Origin of the sequence: Paenibacillus sp. FSL R10-2771, from assembly GCF_038000205.1 — a bacterium.
Lineage (GTDB): Bacteria > Bacillota > Bacilli > Paenibacillales > Paenibacillaceae > Paenibacillus_AQ > Paenibacillus_AQ phytohabitans.
In genome coordinates, this window is sequence record NZ_JBBOBM010000001.1 from 6,353,313 (window position 1) to 6,370,470 (window position 17,158).

Sequence of the window (17,158 nt, forward strand, 5' to 3'; positions counted from 1 at the left end):
ATACATTTCTCATTGGATACTTTAGCGCTATAATAATCATGTAAACGCTAACAATAAACGAAAAGGGGACTACACAATGAGAAATAAGTTATTTTCGTTATGTTTTGTTATCATCATGATCTTCTCTTTATCCCTGACAGGCTGCGGTTCTAACAACAATAACAACGCAGCGACGGCTACAGATGAGCCGGCAGCAACCACCGCTCCTGAGACTGCCGCCGGAGAGGCAACAGCTGCACCTGCTACTGAACCTGCAGCGGCAGGCGGCGCTGACATCAGCGGCAAAATCATTTTCCTGACCAACAGAACCGACATGATCGGCAAAGAGTATGACGAATATGTTAAGCGCTTTAATGAGAAATATCCGAACATCAAGGTAGAATTCGAAGCTTCCCAAACCGACTACAACCAGCAGGCAAAAGTTAGAATGGCCAGCGGCGAGCTGCCTGACGTGATGTTCGTCCCTAACATTCCGAACTCCGATCTGCCTAAATATTTCGCCTCACTCGATGATCTCGGACTGAATGACCAGCTCACCTTCAAAGATTTCAAATCCTTTGACGGCCAGCTGTACGGGATCACTACCGGGAACTCCACTTCGGGGATTGTTTATAACAAAAAAGCCTTCGCCGATGCCGGAATCACCGAAGTTCCGAAGACATGGGATGAATTCCTCGCGGCCTGCGAGAAGCTCAAAGCTAAAGGTGTCGTTCCGCTCGCTTCCAACTTCAAAGACAAATGGCCGCTTAATGACTGGGTATATGCTGTTCCCCGCGTGATTGCCGGCAACCCTGACTTCCCGAATGAGAAGCTGACACAAGATGCTCCGTTCACCATGGACAACGGATACGGCAAAGCGCTCGGTCTGCTCAGAGAGCTGAATGAAAAAGGCTACCTGGAAAAAGACATCAACTCCACCAACTGGGAGCAATCCAAGAAAGACATCGCATCGGGTAAATTCGCCATGTACTTCCTGGGTAACTGGGTCATCAATCAGGTGATCGGTGCGGGTACCACTTCCGATAACGTAGGCTTCTTTCCGCTTCCTTATGACAACTCGGGCACTTTGACGGCTCCGCTCAGCCCGGACTTCTTCTATGCCGTGGCTAAGAACAGCAAGAATGTCGATGCTGCCAAGGCCTTCGTGAAATGGATGATCGAAGAATCCGGATACGAGGACTTCGCCGGCTTCATCTCCCCGCTCAAAGGCAAAGAATCCAAGCTGACTCAGCTTAAGGAATTCCAGTCGACGGGTGTAGTCCTGCAGGAAGGTACCGTAGATGACGCCAAGGTTACCGAAATCACCAACAAAGCACAGCTCGACCTGCCTGCTATGGTCCAAGAGTTCGTGCTTGCCAAAGATCCGCAAACCGTCTTCGACAAATGGAATAAAGCCTGGGCCAAAGCCAAGAAAGACCTCGGCTACTAAAATAACCCCACAAAGTGGAGCTTTAGCTTCAAGGTAATAAAATGATTTACCCTGCTGCACTAAGCAGCCAGATGCACTAAACTTCCGGCGCAAAAGGGATTATTGCCTTCATGGATAATCCCTTTTGTCGTCAATCCCACTTAAGCTTTCACGAAAGAAGGGTATGCGATGTTCGGAACACTGTCTTATAACAAGCAGAAAACTATTATCATAGTCTCCTTTCTGCTGATCCCGCTGATCCTCCTCGCCACGTTCACTTATTATCCGGCACTGAAGCTGGTCTATTACAGCTTCACCAACTGGGACGGCTACAGCCCCGAGAAGCCTTGGGTCGGCCTCGATAATTACCGCGAGGTGTTTAACACTCCCGATATTTTCAAAGTATTCACCCATAACTTCGCCTACTTCGTCATGGGTCTCGTTCAGAATATAGTGGCGATCTACTTCGCCGTTGTGCTGAACAGCAAGCTGCGGGGCCGGAATGCTTTTCGCATCATGCTCTTCCTGCCTTACATTATGAATGGTGTCGCTGTCGCCTTCATGTTCGGTTATGTCTTCGACACTACCAACGGTTCACTGAATCTGTTCCTGAACAGCATCGGCCTGACCGGCCTCGGACAGACCAGTTGGCTCGGCACTGAAGGACTGGTGAACTACGCGCTCGCTTCCACCGGCTTCTGGCGGTTCATGGGCTACAATATGGTCATTTATATTGCTTCCCTGCAGGCCATTCCGCGTGATATTTATGAAGCTGCGAAGATTGACGGTGCAAACTCGATGCAGACCCTCTGGAGAATTACGCTGCCGAATATGAAGGCCGTCATTCAGCTCAATCTGTTCCTGACCGTGACCGGCGCACTCGAAGTCTTCGACCTTCCGTTCGTACTCACCAAAGGCGGCCCAGCGGGCGCCAGCCAGACGTATGTCCAGCGCGTGGTGGATACGGCATTTGCCTTCAACAATTACGGCCTGGCCTCGGCCATGAGCGTTATCCTGCTCTTCTTTGTGGTCATTGTACTGCTGATTCAACAGCTGGTTCTTAGCCGGGGAGGAGATAAGTAGCCATGGAACATTCCAAATTGCGTTTCAAAGACCTGTTCAAATATTTCACGCTGCTCATCGGCGTATTCGTAGTGCTGTTCCCGCCGTATGTCGTGATCGTCAATGCGTTCAAATCCACAGATGAGTTCAACAGCAGCAGCTCTATGGCTCTGCCGCACAGCTTCCTTAACTTCGACAACTTCATCGCTGTCTTCCAGCGCGGCGGGCTGCTCAGCGGCTTCGGCAATGTACTCGTCATTATTATAATTACATTGACCCTGAACATTCTGTTTGGCACAATGGTGGCATATGTACTGGGCCGCTTCTCTTTTAAGCTGAAGCCGGTTGTGTTCGGTGCATATCTCGTGGCCACCATCATTCCGAGCATCACCACCCAGGTCGCCACCTTCGGCATCATCAAAAATATGGGGCTCTACAACACGCTCGGCGCTCCCATTGTGCTCTATATCGGGGCCGATGTGATCCAGATCATTCTCTATTTACAGTTCATCCGCAATATTCCGTTTGATCTCGACGAGAATGCCATGGTTGAAGGTGCTTCCCTGTTCAAAATCTACCGCTCGATCATCTTCCCGCTACTTACACCGGCGACGGCCACCCTGGTCATCCTGAAGACGATCAGCATTTACAATGACATGTACATCCCTTACCTCTATATGCCCAAGCAGAGCCTGGGTGTTGTAACGACGATCCTCATGCGTTTCCAGGGGGTTAATTCAGGCGAGTGGAACCTGATCTGTGCGGCGATCCTGCTGATCCTGCTGCCGACAGTCATCCTCTACTTCTTCCTGCAGCGTTATATCTTTGAAGGCGTAACGAACGGCGCGGTGAAATAGGGGATGTACGGAAAGGAACAACACAGTGGTATCCTATATCCGGAGATTTCCGCGTACCCTTTGGCTGTTCCTGGCCAATCTGCCTATGGAGCGCAAGCTGATTGTCGTGTTTATTTTTCTGATATCCATGCCGATCACTTATGTCAGTTATCTATCGTCCCGTTCCACCTTCAATTCCGTCCTGGTTAATGCAACAGCAAGCGCCGGACAGATGGCAGACAGCGCCTCGGATACCATCGACCGTTATGTAGCCGACCTGAAGAGGTACACTGCGCTCCCGCTCTACAATACCGATGTCCAGTTCTATCTGGAGCAGGAGCAGACCGATTGGGAAAAAAATACGGGCATGTCCATGTTCCTAAGCTATTTGAACCATACGAAAGAAGAGATTGTTGCTGTATACCTGGTGGATAAATACGGCTCCGTCTATTATGACAAAAGCTCGGGCATCAGCGAGCTGTTCCCGGAAGAACGTCTGGCGCAGTGGCAGAGTCTCACCGAGTCCGGCGTAGCTTCCATAGTTCAGGGCAGGCATATGATCCGTGTAAATGCGGGGGATCACCGGGAGGTATTCAGCATTCTGCGTACCGTCAGTTCGGTCAGCTCGCTGCAGAAGATCGGCATTATTGTGTTCGATATCAATATCAGCCTGTTCAAGGGCATCGTGGACCCGGTCAATGCAGTCACCCAGGGGAGTACCCTGATTGTTGATGACAAGGGGGAAATGATGTACGCCAGCCCGGATGATTCAGGCGGTGGGTCCGGCATGCTGGAGAAGTATACGGACAAGTTCCTGCAGCAGGTGAACGGACCCGATGGCCATTTCCAGATCACTCTGGACGGCAAGGAATATCTCGCGGTATATACTGTATCGGCCAAGACCGGCTGGACTACAATGGTCTCTATCCCGCTGGAGCGGATACTGTCACCAGTGGAGAAAACCCGTAACGCGCAGGTGCTGACCACGCTGGCGATAATCGCCTTCGCCCTGATTGTAGCCACCTTCATCTCCCATGCCCTGACGAAGCCGCTGAAATCCATGGTCCGCCTGATGAAGCAGGTGCAGCATGGCAATCTGGAGGTATGGCTGCATCCCCGGTACAATGATGAGATCGGAATGCTGGGCAGCCACTTCAACCGGATGATCATCCGCGTGAAGGACCTGCTGCAGGAAGTGAAGCTGACGGAGAAACGCAAGCAAAAAGCCGATATGCGGGCCTTGCAGAACCAGATCAATCCGCATTTCATCTACAACACGCTTGAATCCATCCGCATGCTGGCTGAAGGCAGTGATGATCCCCGGGTCGCGAAGCTGACGTACCTGCTGGGGATGCAGATGCGTTACGGGATTGTCCGCAGCGAGGAGATGGTGACCATCGGGCAGGAGCTTGATCACACCCGTAATTATCTGGATATGCTGCAAATCCGTTTCCCGGACAAATTCAGCTTGAAGATTGACGTGCCGGATGCTCTGCTGAGCTTCCCGGTCATTAAGCTGGTCTTCCAGCCGATCGTCGAGAACGCCGTCTTTCATGGCCTGGAGCCCAAGGAAGGCCCGGGCACCATCAGCATCACCGGCTGGGCAGAGGGGGGCAAAGCTGTATTTTGCGTGGAGGATGATGGTGTCGGCATGGATGAAGGTACGCTGCGCGCGCTGAACCATACCCTGACGGGGGGAGCTGACGGCGAGAAATTCGGTATCGGCCTGCGCAATGTGAACGAACGGCTCCGCCTGGACTACGGCAGCCCGTATGGACTGCGTGTAGAGAGCGAATCCGGCCAAGGCACCCGTGTCATTCTAAGAATCGAGAATCTCTCCCACCGTATTGAAGATTAACCGGAAACAGGGCAACCTGCACATTATGTCTTTTGAAAGGGGATATCCGGATTGCTGCGTATTGTGATCGTAGATGATGAAGTCCTGATCCGCGAAGGTCTGGCCCGGATGATCAGCAAGGAGAGCAGCGATTTCGCCGTCATCCGCACTTATCCTGACGGCAAACAGCTGCTGGATGCGCTGCCTGCCCTCCAGTTCGATGTCCTGATTACCGATATCCGTATGCCGCAGATTGGCGGTCTTGAGCTGATCCGTCTGCTCAAAGCCAGTCATCCCCATATTCGTTCCCTGCTGATGAGCGGATTCGTTGAATTTGATTATGCCCGGGAAGCCATCCGCAGCTCGGCGGTAGATTATCTGCTGAAGCCGATCAATAAAGAGCAGCTGTTCGACGTGCTCTACAGCCTGGATAAGGAACGCACGCTGCTGCGTGAGAAGGAAGAACGGCACCGCTCCGGGATGCTGCTCTCCATGCTGCATATTGAAGAGCCCTCCGCTGTGCTGATCGGCAGCCTTATTTTGCCCCAGCCTTATTTCTCGGTGTTTGTCCTCAAAGGAGACTCGCCTGAAACCGTCTGCTCCTGTACAGACAGTCTGCGGCAAGAGAAGGATAACGGATTCGATGTGCTGGAACTCCGCCAGGGACTGCAGGTCTGGATCTGGTATTCTGCGCAGCCGCTGGAATCTGCTGAATTAAGCGAGATCCGCAGATATCTGCAGGCTGCCAGTGCAGGGCATACTCTGCATGTGGGCATAAGCCGCTCCTACGCGGATGCAGCCAGGCTCAGAACGGCTTATCTGGAAGCCAAACATGCCTGTGACTGCGGAATATACCAATCCCGGCCGCTGCATTATGTTACTATTGAAGAGCTCATCCTGCCGGATAAGGCAGGGTCTGAGCTTTTTGCGCCTTATCGTGAACCGCTGGTCCATGATTTACAGATCCTCAATGTCGAGGGTGTACTTGCAGGAATTCATAAGCTATTCTCGGAGCTTGCATCGCAGTGTGCTTATCCCGAGCAGATTCTCCGCATGTGCCGGGAGATGGAAGAGCTTGCCCGTAAGGAAGTGCAGGAATTCGAAGCGGTCTACCGTAACGGATTAACTATGGCGCTGGAGGAACAGCTGGAGAGCTGTTTGGCTTTTGCAGATATGGAAAAGCTGTTCGCTTCCTCCTTGTCGTCTGCCCTAAGCAGTATCCGTGCCCACCGGCTGGAGTTGTCCGGTACCGCCGTCGAGACCATCAAGCGCTGGATCTCAGCCAACTATAACCAGCACGCAGATCTGAACACCCTTGCGGGGATGGTGTATCTTACGCCAAGCTATTTGAGCAAGCTGTTTAAGCAGGAGACCGGCCTCACGCTGACTGATTATATAATTGAAATCCGCATCCGCAAGGCCAAGCAGCTGCTGAAGAATGCCCCGGACCTCAAAATCCATGAAATCGGCACCGAAGTCGGTTATCCCGACCCCGCCTATTTCAATAAACTGTTCAAAAAAGTTGTCGGTGTCACGCCGAATGAATATAAACGAATCTCATCTGTGTAAGGAGTCTGATCACTTGCATCCGCTGTCCCGAACTACACATGACTCTCAGGAAATCGAGGTATATGATACAACCGAGCTGTATGGCGAGACCGGACGGTTCCGTGTGCTGCAGCTCTCGGGTGAAGCGATTCAAGGCGCGCTGGATCTGGAGCATCCCCGCCGGGTCGTCTTTGAATATCCGCGGGCGATGATCCATCTGATGGAGGCGGGCGATCCTTATTTCGAGGATGTGTTCCTGATCGGGCACGGGATTGGAACGATTGCCGGGTATTTTGCGGAGAAGCGCTTTAAGGTCGCTGAGGTCAATGAGCAGGTTGTGGAATACAGCCGAACCCGCTTTGGTTACAGTCAGGACAATGTACTGATCGGTGACGGCCGCAGCCTGCTGGAGAATGAAGCAGACCGGAGCTATGATTACATTCTGCTGGATGCCTTCACCGCTGCCGGAACACCGGCGCATTTCACTTCGCTGGAGTTCTTCGGGCTTACCCGGGATAAGCTGCACGGACACGGCGCGATTATCATGAACCTGATGGGCCGCAGCGATAACGACCGGCTGATTAGTGCGATCCACACGACGCTTAACGAGGTGTATCCCCACACTAAGACCTTCGCCCTCCCGGCAGAAGGCAACGCCGATCTCCGCAACATTATTATGGTTGGCAGCAGCCGGCCAGTCACCTATCAGTCCCGCCACATGGCCGGATTCAGCGAAATTACGCCGGAGCTTGGGCATGTGATCCGGGACCGCCGGTAGTTGGCCTATGACCGGAGTTGCGCCGCCCTAGCTTTAACTGTATTTTGTACAACTAAAACGAGCGATTATTGCGCTGCGAAGGTTTTAGTTGTATTTTCTACAATTAAAAATCCTCATATTTCATAAAAGAAGGCTTACCGCTATTTTTAATTGCACAGAATACAGTTAAGCCCGTAAACTCCGGGTTTCCGCCGCTTTTAACTGCAGGAAATACAACTAAATACTGCCCACTCCACGTTAGGTACTCGCAGGCAGGCGCTGCCGGGGGAGAAATGTCCGCCCATTGAAGGGATACGCTTGTGGCCGAACTCCACCTTGAGTCCGTTCGGCTCCGCTTCGCACCACTCGATCAGCCGCTGAATAGGCCTACTCCATTTTCTTTTCAAAAATGAGCTCATAATATTCCGGAAACCCCACAGCCTGGGCGCTGGGCATGATAACGAACTGAACGAACCGCCAGCCCTCTGCTGCATGCGTATGTATAATCTCCTGATAATTCTCCGTTGGCAATTGGAGAAATCCAGTATTCTTCTTTTTCATTTGTACAAATTTGTATTCAAACATTGATCTTCCTCCTGTTGTAATTTTCTACTTAAGCATGTTAATCCTTCACAGGCGTCCCCTGATGAAAAAACATCTGCCAGCGTCCCTCAAGCAACCTCCAGACCGAGCTGCGCAGGCAGTGAATGCCGGAATCTTCATTGAAGGTCCGGTAGGTCGCAAGGACAGCCTCCTCAGACAACGTATGGAGTTCGAAGTTACTCAAGGTCATCCGTACCTCACCTGCTCCCCCTTCGCCAACCTGATCGTGCTTCCGCCATACCCTGCCTGAACTTCCGAATTCAGTGTAATCATCTGCGATCAGCAGCGCCACCGCTTCAGGATTCGTACGCACTTCATTGCTCAGCAGCTGCTCCTCGAGATCGCAGATATGGTCTGCCAGCAATTCTTTAGCTGTCACATCAATTCCCTCCTTTTTACATTTACTATTCTGGATGGGCACCGGAATATCCTCTCCAGACAGCAAAAAGCCCGGTCCGTTCTGCAGGAGACGCAGCGCTAACCGGGATTCCGCAAGGGAATGCAGCCTATTCCAGCGACCGCTTCAGGCGGTATTCCTTGGGGGTAACGCCGAAGGCTTTTTTGAACAATTTGAAAAATGTGCTCTCATTGACGTATCCGACGAGCTCCATAATCTGCTTGATGCTGATATTCTTCGTCTCCAGGTAAGTCTGGGCATGCTGAAGGCGGATATCGTTAAGATACTCGCTCACCGATACCTCTTCGCTCTGCTTGAACATTCTGCCGACGTAGGCCGGTGTCATATGCAGCATAGCGGCGATTCCCTGCAGGCTGAGGTTCGGCTCTTTATAATTCATCTCAATGATTTCCTTAATCGCGTCCATCAGAGCCGCATTCTTGCCGCTGCCCGTCTGGTCCAGCTGATCATGGATATCCCGGCATACCCTGCCGAATAATTCAGCGGTCTCCTGCAGCGTCTCCTGCTCCAGCACCTGGCGGCTGAGCGTGCTCAGCTCCACATTCAGCGGAACAACACTGTTATGGTTAATCTCCTTAACGGAGGTTTTGATAATGCCCGTGATATGCAGGAGACTGTGAGGATAAGATCAAGGCCGAAGCCCCGCCAACATCAACGCCGTCAAAAATGAGTTTGAAGCTGCCCTGGAGACCGGTGCGGTTGATCCGGACAAAGTCCTTCCCGACTATATCGCCAAGCTCAAAGCCTCAGGCATCGAGAAGGTAGAGGCTGAGATCACTGCCCAGTGGACCGAGTTTCTGAAAAACAAACAGTAAGCTGCGAATGTCAGGGAACGGCGATAGGCCTTCTCCGGGGGCTAACACCGTTCCCTGTTACTTTCCCATTAAAATTAGCAGTTTTATAAAATGGTGGTCACAGGGAGCATCCCCCCAGCATTTTTAATTGGATAAACGTATCTTAATTTGGGTGTTTTCAGGGAGTCGGGGGTATTAGTTGGAGAAACGTCATTTAATTTCATGCATTTCCCCTGCTCTGATCTATTTGCAGCCTATTAAGTGCTGATTATCCAACTGTTGCCCGGCAAGGGTCCCTCCGTTCATAAGCAAGTGGACAATATCCAACTATATCCGGCTACACCCGCATTCACAGCCACGGTCACATCCGCAGTCAAGCCCTTGCCAATGCTGCTCCCGGCTTCTTTAGCCGCTTCTTCGGAGTTATCCGCGTTTTGGGTATTGTTCAATTTACACTATAGTAAAAAGCACCGGCGCTCTGTTTCAGCGCCGGTGCTTTTTGCATACCTGCTATAGGTTCTCTACAGCTGAAGCATAGGCTCAGCCGCACGACTCACCCCCTACTCAGCTGCTTAAGCTTTCAGCTGCGCCAGAATCTCAGGGTCTTTAATCTTCGTATCCTCAGCCAGCAGCACGACCTTGGAGAGAATCTCCGCCGTGCGCGGATCTTCGTCCAGGAACGGCAGGAACAGCCGGCCGCGGTGCTGCGAATGGACCGGGATAATATGCAGCGCCCCGCTGGCCTGCTTATAGCTCATGCCGCTGCCCAGATGCACTGCATATTCGCCCAGCGTCCCGGTAATCCGGGCATAGCTGCCGTCCACGCGGACGTTGCCGATCTTCAGCAGACGCAGGGACTCACTGACGATCACCCGGCGCATCTCTATAGTCGTCAGGCTGGCCTCCGGATCGACGCCTCCCACATGCGCTACGCTCACTACCAGATCCACATCGCGCATCACCTCGGAGAACAGGCGGGGCGGCACCTTATCCAGCATGACGTTCTTATACGTAGTCCGGTCGAAGAACTCGACCGTCTCCAGCGTTGGTGCTTCCGTATCCGCCGGGGAGAACCAGTCCGCCATGGCGTAGAGCCGTGCAATCAGATTCTCGCCATAGAATACCTTCTGCAGCCCTTCTTCATAGCTGACCGTCCACTGCCGTTCTCTCAGCAGTGCAACCGTCTTGCGCGGCTGCACCTGATGGCCGGCATAGCGGCGGGATACGCCGCCATTCGCCAGTTCATCCACATTCGGCAGATACAGCTCCCGGAAGATCTGCTTGAACGGCTGGCTGAGCTGCCGGTCGAACAGATCCTTCTGGTACAGGCTCCACTGCCCGCTGTTATACAGATCAAGCGGATGGGCGATGAATAGCTCATCCTTATCCGTAAGAGCAGCTTGCGCTCCGGAAGGATTCTCCAGCGCAGGCGGAACGGCCGCGAAGTAACCCAGTGCGCTGCCGCTCTTCAGGACAAGACCGCGCAGCAGCGGCGCCAGAATAGGATTCCGGCTGAGCCCGGTAATCTCCTGAAGCGTGAAGCTGCTGCCTGATTCCATCGAGCGCTCCAGCTCCAGGCGCGCCCGGCGGAACTGGGCCGTCAGCTCGCTCCGTGTTTCCTTCAGCGCCTCGATATAGGCATCCTTCTTCAGGCGGGCAGGCACCGATTTCAGCACCTTGCCTTTGCTGGTGATGACAAGCTCGCTCTGACCCTGCTCATCAATGACCAGCTGGGCGAAGGTGTCGGTATCCAGCGCGTGCTGCTCGAAGTATGGCTTCAGCTCATCCAGCTTGCGGGCTTCGATATCCCACATCAGCCGGGTAACATCGGCATATCCGGCATTGCGGGCCAGATTGCCAAGGGCAATCCGTGCCGCCAGCCCCTCGCTCGCCCGCCGCTGCGCGCCGAATTTCTTGCTCTCCGCGAGGAAGCGCTGGATCAGCTCATAGCGCTCCCGGATATCCTGCTCCCGGTCCTTGCGGAGCGGAATCAGGCTGTAGCTGAGCAGATGGTCTTTGTTACGCTTTTGTTCCACAGACTGCTTCATTTCCTCCAGCTTCAGCTTGCCAAGGGTGGCATCAGCGAACAGCTGGGAGCGCCGGTGGTTCGCACCCGCGGAGATATACTTCGCAGAGTCATAGAGCAGATCGAACCGCTTCTGTCCAAGCGTCTGATACGCCGACTGGAACCAGTTCATATCAAAAGCGCCGTCATTGAAGTCCTGCGGGGTAATCGGCGAGTAATGCGCCACCACCGTCTCCTTCTCCGCCGAGAAGCTCTCGTTGATATGGGCGTGGAAATACCACGCGGCACTGCGGATGCCTTCCCAATCCAGATAGCCGGAGATAATCTCAATCCACTGCGGCGCATACATGGCGGCTTCCAGCAGCCGCTTCTCCGTGATACCGGAATCCTTCAGCAGCGTCCGCAGGAGTGCAGAGTCTTCACCCTCCCGGGGATGGCTAACCTTAAGCAGATGGCTGAATGATTCCTTCTTCGTGATACTGTCGCCGTAGCCATATACATAACCCCGGATGAAGGTCTCCTTGTCGAGCCCCGCCAGAATACGGATGAAATACTCCATTCCCTGAATCCGCTGCAGCCCCATCACCAGCGGGGTCACCTCGGTCGGCAGCTCCCCGCGGGCCAGCTCGATTTCCAGCAGACGGTCAATCAATACGGTGCGGATTCGGGTAACCCGCTCACTGTCGTCAATCCACTCCACATTCCGGCCGGTTAGGGTGCGCATGTGATGACGGTTGTCATGGCCGGCAAGCAGCTCCTTGTACAATTCACCTTCACCGATTAATCCCGTTTCGTAAGCCTTCAGATAATCGTACAGCTCCAGCCTGGTGCCGGCATCCTCCGGGTTCATCCGGTCGAAGACATACAAGGATCTGAACAGCTCCTTGAAATCCTCCGGCCCGTCCGCCCGGTCCCGCATCATCCTCAGCCATGGCTGGGCCAGCACATTCAGCAGCGCCGGCTCACTTTCCAGCTTATCCTCCGGCATCGCTGCCATCAGCGCATTCAGCGCCCCGGCGGCCAGGCTGAAGTTATCCAGTTTGTCACTGTCTGCATAGAAAGCCCCGATAAGAGTCTTCACCTGATTGCCGTACCGCAGCCCTTCAAACAGCTCTGCTACATCCCTGATGGTCTGCAGCGGATATACCTGCTCTGTGAATTCCGCTCTCCAGCCCTCCAGCAGCTTATGTTTTTTCAGCTCCCTATAATCCATAGAGCCTCTGTAGTACCGGTAATAGCTCTCCATCGTTCCATCCAGATCATCCAGCTGGTTGTAGAAGTTCAGCTCCAGCAGCATCTTTGGATTCCAGCCGCTCTGCTGGAGATAGGCGGACCAGAGCTCATGGAGCGGATACTCCTCCAGTTGAGAAGCCGATTTGTCCCTGTCCTTAGCCATAGTCCATTTCAGTGTGCGCAGCACCGCACCGACCAGCAGCGTCTCCTTCTGGCCGGAATAATATTCGCTGACATATTCCGTGTCCCGCTGTCCATGAATCTGCTCATCCAGCCCGTGCAGGAAGGTCCTGATCTCCTCCAGCGGCAGGGAGAACACCTTATCCCAGCTGAATTCTCCGGGCTGCGGCCCCCCGGTCAGCCATGCTTCCGTCTCCCCCGGGTTGAACAGCCCGAACCCGCTCGCCGCCGTATATTCATTCCTGCGGCTAAGCTTCGCGATCAGCTCCCGTTCCTTCGCCGCAGGCTCGGCAATCGCTTCCACCTGTGGACGCACCGCCTCATACAGGCTGCTGCGCTGCTCATCCTCGAAGAGCACCGTCACCATCTCCAGCGCGGCCAGGCGCTGCAGGCTGTTCTTCTCCTGCAGCAGCCGCTGGATGCTGCCTTCAAGCGCCGAATCCGGCTGGCTGAGCAGCAGCCGGGTCACGTTCTGGCGCAGCGATCCGGTCTTCAGCTTCAGCAGCGCCTCGGCCTGCACCAGTTCCTCCGCATCCAGTGTCCATTCCTTGGCCTGCTCCAGGGCCAGCTCACGGTTCTTCATGCTTTTATCGCCAAGGCTGGCGAACACGAATTCACGCTGCACCGGATTCAGCGGGTCGCTAATGAAGCTGGCCAGCAGCTCGCCGCGCAGATCCGGCGAGAACTCATCCTTGAGTGCAATCAGCTCGGCAATCCAGGCGCTGTCCATATCATACGCGGTCAGGTACAGCATTTTGCGCACCGGAAGCTCCGGGGTGTAGTTCACCTGGACGAAATCCAGCACTTTGGATTCCCCGGTTAATTCACGATGGGGAGTGCGCAGGAACATCGCTTTGAGGGCAGTGAAATCCCGCTCTCGTGCCGCCTTCTCCCCCAGCTGCGGTGAACGCTGCAGCTCCAGCTTGGGCCCGTTCTTGTCCGGTCTCCACAGCCTGCTGTAGCCGTAGCTATAGTTGCTTAGAACCCAGTATTGCAGCTCCAGGTCCTGCTCCTCCAGAGATTGCCGGGCGCTCTCCAGCCGGAGCTCGCTGTTCTGGCTGTTCGCCAGCACATACTGGGCCACAATCTTCTGATAGAGCTGCCCTCCGGCCATCAGAACCCCAATCCGTCCATAGAGATCCTCTTCCTCATGCACAGCTGTTGCCCACAGGCTCAGGTAGACATGATGGGCGTTCGCATCCTCCAGCCATGCTGCCCGCACCGCTTCATCCTGCAGCACCAGGTATGCGCCTTCAATCAGGCTCTTGGCCACCCGTTGATTCTGGGCTTCCAGCCCCATGCCCGTCCACACGCCCAGCGCGCGCACGACAGAGCTGTAGCGGATGAAATCATTGTCCAGAATCAGCTTCAGCACGTACAGATTGTTATCCAGAGTTCCTTCATCCATCCGTTCCACCAGCGATTGGCGCAGCCCCTCCTGCAGCTTGGCAGCCAGCAGCAGCTCGCCCAGCATCACCACAGCTTCCTTCCGGTGACTCATGAATACGCCCTTGATCACCTCGTAGCTCAGCACCGCTGCCTGGTTATCGCCGTAGACCATTTCCTTGAGGTCGTCCAGCATACCGCTGCTGTCCTCACGGTCCAGCTCATAGGCAATGACATCGCTTAAGACCAGCCTGAAGCGGTAACTCACATTGTAATCCGTATCGTTGTCCTTTTTGCGCAGATACTCTCCAAGGACGAAACCCTGCCGCTCCATGAAGATCAGCGAGCTCAGTTTGCTCAGAATTTGTGCGCTGTGCAGCTCAAGATTACGGGTACGGTAAGGTCTGCGCACGTATCCCCTGCTGTACGGATACTCCGTACAATGCTCCACTATGTAAGTCATCACTTCTGCGGTATACGGGCTGAACAGCTTCCTGACAGCCGTCAGCAGCGGTTCATAGAATCCTTCTGTCCTGCCGCCGGCCAGTGGCCTGAGCTGTTCCATGCACGCCTTGCTCTCGTCCTCCTGGCCTCCATAATAATTCAAACGGCTGAGTCCAATAACGACAGACGCAAGACCCGATGTTTCTTCATCCAGCCCTTTGGCCTTATTCTCCATCTCCGCATACCATTGTGCTTCCAGATCCTCAGTTTTACTTACCGCCATATCCTGTTCCCCCTTCTACCTAATCTTCCTACCATAGTCTTCCGGCCAGCATAGTGAACCGGATGAATACCAGCTCATCCCCGTCCTGGATCTGCAGCGGCTCCTCTAATAGGGCACATTCCCGCTCCTGCAGGAACACCTTATATAATCCGTCCTCAAAAGCAAGCAGTGCAGCAGCAACCGCTTCACCGGTATCCGGCGGTTCACCGTTATAAATGGTCGCGAAGCCGACCTTGCCGTTCTCTCCCTGCTCCTGGATCTCATTGCCTGTAAGATAAGGAATAATATCTCCCCGCCCCTGCTTGTCCACAAGTCCCTGCACCTGCCGGACTACGATCTCAGTAATCAGCTCCTGCAGTGTAGCAGGAGCCCCCTGCAGTACTAATTCCTGCCGGGCAAGCACCGGTTTGCGTTTGCCCAGGCTTTTGACAGTAACATACAGCCGCACATCTATCCCTCCTGTTTCTACAGACAAGCCTTACCGGAAAACAGGCCATCTTAGATTAATACCCAATTCCGGCCCCTCTGCCGCGCTTCGGCTAGATTTCACACGATGAAATTCGGAGCGGACATCGATTCCGCCCCGCCATCCCCCTGCAATCCGAACCAGCGCTCCAGTTCAGCGAAATTCTCCTCCAGCGTCCGGCTGCCATCTGCCTCCAGCACCTTCAGCTTCCGTTCCCCTGCCTCACTCCTGATCCTCGCAGCGAACAGCGCGTCTCTCTTCATCCAATTGTTGAACGAAACCTCCGGATTCTCTGTTGCCTGCAGGATTCCCTGAATCCATTCCCGCTTGCTGTACTGCTCCCGCTGGAACGGTTCCGCCGGGATCACCCAGATTGCCTTATCCATCGGCTTCAGAAGAGGCGCCACCAGCGCCGGCAGCAGCTGATTCCCCTCCACAACAATGGGGCCATCGCCCGAACACTCAAGATCGCTCAGCACATAATTGAAATCCTCCCGCAGACACCCGGTATAGACATCCAGCTGTTCAGTCACATCCCTGGTGAAGAACACTTCATTCATCGACATCTGCGATACCCGGTACATTGCAGACTGCGCCTTCCCTGTAATTCTCTGCAGGTGATCCTCATAATGCTCATCGCATGCGTAAAGCGTCATATTATATTTCTCCGCGAGGCGCCCCGCGAGCGTGCTTTTCCCGGCACAGGCCGAACCGCCGATCCAATAGATTTGTCTGTTCATGTACATCCGCTCCTTTGTTCTCCGGCATTACCTGATACTGAGCTATTCGACACCGGATTGCCGCCGTTCCTGCATCAATCTGCCATTTCACCGCCGAATTCCCCACACAAGCACTTTTTTTGTTAAAATAGAAATGTCGGCGCAATTACGGGCAATCCGGCGCCAGTCACTGAAACGGAGGCATTACCTGTGGATTATATTATTCTGGACATCGAATTCAACGGCCGCAAATTTGCCAGTGAGCACCCTATGGAGGTCATTGAGATCGGAGCTGTCCGTCTAGACGCTTCATTGCAATATAAGGGCGAGTTCTCTGCCTTAATCAAACCCATATACTTCTCCACCCTCAATTCCTTCATCAAGAAAAAAACCGGCATCCCCCAAGAGGATATCGATGTCGCCGACCGGTTCCCGAAGGTGATAGCCGCCTTCAGAGCCTGGCTTGACCAGAGCACGGACGGCGTGCTGCTGCTGACCTGGGGCGGCGAGGATATGAAACGGATCATCCAGGACGTGCGGATGCACAAAATCGATGACGCCTACTGGATGGAAGCAACCTACTTCGATCTGCTCAAAGGCGTACTCCGCGCCCGCGGCCTAAGCAATGACATCAGCGTTGAAGGCGCTATGGCCCTGTTTGGCCTTGAGCCTTCCGGCTCTGCACACCGCGCGCTGGATGATGCCAAGATGACGGCCGATATTTTCCGTGCGGTCTTCAGCGAGCTGGATTTCGGGCGCTCCCAGCACTATATCGACACCTTCTCCAACGCCAGAGAACGCAAGACCGTCAAGATCGCCATCAAAGCCATGACCTCCCAAAAGATCGTTCCCACCTGGGAGCTTGTAGCCGAGCATTACTTCCCTGCTGAGGATGCTCTGGCCGACCCCCGGAAGCTCGCGGAACTGCAGGCGTATTTCGCCGCCCAGGTCGGCAAGAAATAGACAATCCCCCCCCCACAAAGTGGGGCGTTAGCTTCGAGGATGACTCAGGTACTTTGCGGGGACCCCAAAACACTTAAATTCTTATCTTCCAAGGCTTACCCTGCACATGACAGCGGCAGCTTTCCCTTAGACATTCATCGGGGAGACTGCCGCTGTTTGCTGTTTGCTGTTTGCTGTTTGAGATATTATCCGGTT

15 protein-coding genes are annotated in these 17,158 nt (G+C 54.0%); 8 read left to right on the plus strand and 7 right to left on the minus strand.

The features are described 5' to 3' along the window. The first annotated feature begins 76 nt into the window (after positions 1 to 76). From NSU14_RS27360 to NSU14_RS27385, 6 genes are all read left to right on the plus strand, one after another. A complete protein-coding gene (locus NSU14_RS27360; RefSeq protein WP_039310194.1) occupies positions 77 to 1,429 on the plus strand; it encodes an ABC transporter substrate-binding protein in 1,353 nt (450 codons plus the stop codon). A 168-nt stretch (positions 1,430 to 1,597) separates the two neighbouring features. After that, positions 1,598 to 2,491, plus strand: coding sequence for a carbohydrate ABC transporter permease (locus NSU14_RS27365; RefSeq protein ID WP_042133723.1), 894 nt, complete (start codon positions 1,598 to 1,600; stop codon positions 2,489 to 2,491). A 2-nt stretch (positions 2,492 to 2,493) separates the two neighbouring features. Beyond that, complete coding sequence (locus tag NSU14_RS27370) at positions 2,494 to 3,327, plus strand: carbohydrate ABC transporter permease (RefSeq protein ID WP_042133722.1); 834 nt, start codon at positions 2,494 to 2,496, stop codon at positions 3,325 to 3,327. A gap of 25 nt (positions 3,328 to 3,352) precedes the next feature. Then, positions 3,353 to 5,164, plus strand: a complete 1,812-nt coding sequence (locus NSU14_RS27375) for a sensor histidine kinase (protein ID WP_042133719.1) — start codon at positions 3,353 to 3,355, stop codon at positions 5,162 to 5,164. Between the two features lie 51 nt (positions 5,165 to 5,215). Beyond that, the gene (locus NSU14_RS27380; RefSeq protein WP_340947915.1) at positions 5,216 to 6,712 is read left to right on the plus strand and encodes a response regulator; all 1,497 of its coding nucleotides are present in this window, start codon (positions 5,216 to 5,218) and stop codon (positions 6,710 to 6,712) included. Further along, the gene (locus tag NSU14_RS27385) at positions 6,684 to 7,469 is read left to right on the plus strand and encodes a spermidine synthase (RefSeq protein ID WP_445670068.1); all 786 of its coding nucleotides are present in this window, start codon (positions 6,684 to 6,686) and stop codon (positions 7,467 to 7,469) included. Before NSU14_RS27380 ends, NSU14_RS27385 begins: the two co-directional genes overlap by 29 nt. 366 nt (positions 7,470 to 7,835) lie before the next feature. Here NSU14_RS27385 and NSU14_RS27390 read toward each other — a convergent pair whose 3' ends face one another. From NSU14_RS27390 to NSU14_RS27400, 3 genes are all read right to left on the minus strand, one after another. Then, a complete protein-coding gene (locus NSU14_RS27390) occupies positions 7,836 to 8,033 on the minus strand; it encodes a DUF4177 domain-containing protein (protein WP_042133716.1) in 198 nt (65 codons plus the stop codon). Between the two features lie 37 nt (positions 8,034 to 8,070). Beyond that, entirely contained in the window at positions 8,071 to 8,430 is a 360-nt protein-coding gene (locus tag NSU14_RS27395; RefSeq protein WP_076247264.1) for a nuclear transport factor 2 family protein, read from the minus strand. 127 nt (positions 8,431 to 8,557) lie between these two features. Next, positions 8,558 to 9,010 (minus strand): helix-turn-helix transcriptional regulator, encoded by a 453-nt coding sequence (locus tag NSU14_RS27400; RefSeq protein WP_340947918.1) that lies wholly within the window; start codon positions 9,008 to 9,010, stop codon positions 8,558 to 8,560. 109 nt (positions 9,011 to 9,119) lie between these two features. On the opposite strand from NSU14_RS27400, the gene NSU14_RS27405 reads away from it, so the two are divergent. Further along, complete coding sequence (locus tag NSU14_RS27405; RefSeq protein ID WP_340949004.1) at positions 9,120 to 9,284, plus strand: DUF3502 domain-containing protein; 165 nt, start codon at positions 9,120 to 9,122, stop codon at positions 9,282 to 9,284. Between the two features lie 281 nt (positions 9,285 to 9,565). Here NSU14_RS27405 and NSU14_RS27410 read toward each other — a convergent pair whose 3' ends face one another. The 4 genes from NSU14_RS27410 to NSU14_RS27425 form a co-directional block, all read right to left on the minus strand. Then, positions 9,566 to 9,712 (minus strand): hypothetical protein, encoded by a 147-nt coding sequence (locus tag NSU14_RS27410; protein ID WP_340947920.1) that lies wholly within the window; start codon positions 9,710 to 9,712, stop codon positions 9,566 to 9,568. Positions 9,713 to 9,835: 123 nt separating this feature from the next. Beyond that, on the minus strand, positions 9,836 to 14,815 hold the full coding sequence (locus NSU14_RS27415; RefSeq protein WP_340947921.1) for a DUF4132 domain-containing protein: 4,980 nt from the start codon (positions 14,813 to 14,815) through the stop codon (positions 9,836 to 9,838). A gap of 28 nt (positions 14,816 to 14,843) precedes the next feature. Then, entirely contained in the window at positions 14,844 to 15,263 is a 420-nt protein-coding gene (locus NSU14_RS27420) for a hypothetical protein (RefSeq protein ID WP_042133701.1), read from the minus strand. A 98-nt stretch (positions 15,264 to 15,361) separates the two neighbouring features. Continuing rightward, positions 15,362 to 16,021, minus strand: a complete 660-nt coding sequence (locus NSU14_RS27425) for a hypothetical protein (RefSeq protein WP_340947922.1) — start codon at positions 16,019 to 16,021, stop codon at positions 15,362 to 15,364. Between the two features lie 189 nt (positions 16,022 to 16,210). Here NSU14_RS27425 and NSU14_RS27430 point away from each other — a divergent pair, with 189 nt between their 5' ends. Further along, positions 16,211 to 16,963 (plus strand): 3'-5' exonuclease, encoded by a 753-nt coding sequence (locus NSU14_RS27430; protein WP_042133697.1) that lies wholly within the window; start codon positions 16,211 to 16,213, stop codon positions 16,961 to 16,963. Positions 16,964 to 17,158: the final 195 nt, after the last annotated feature.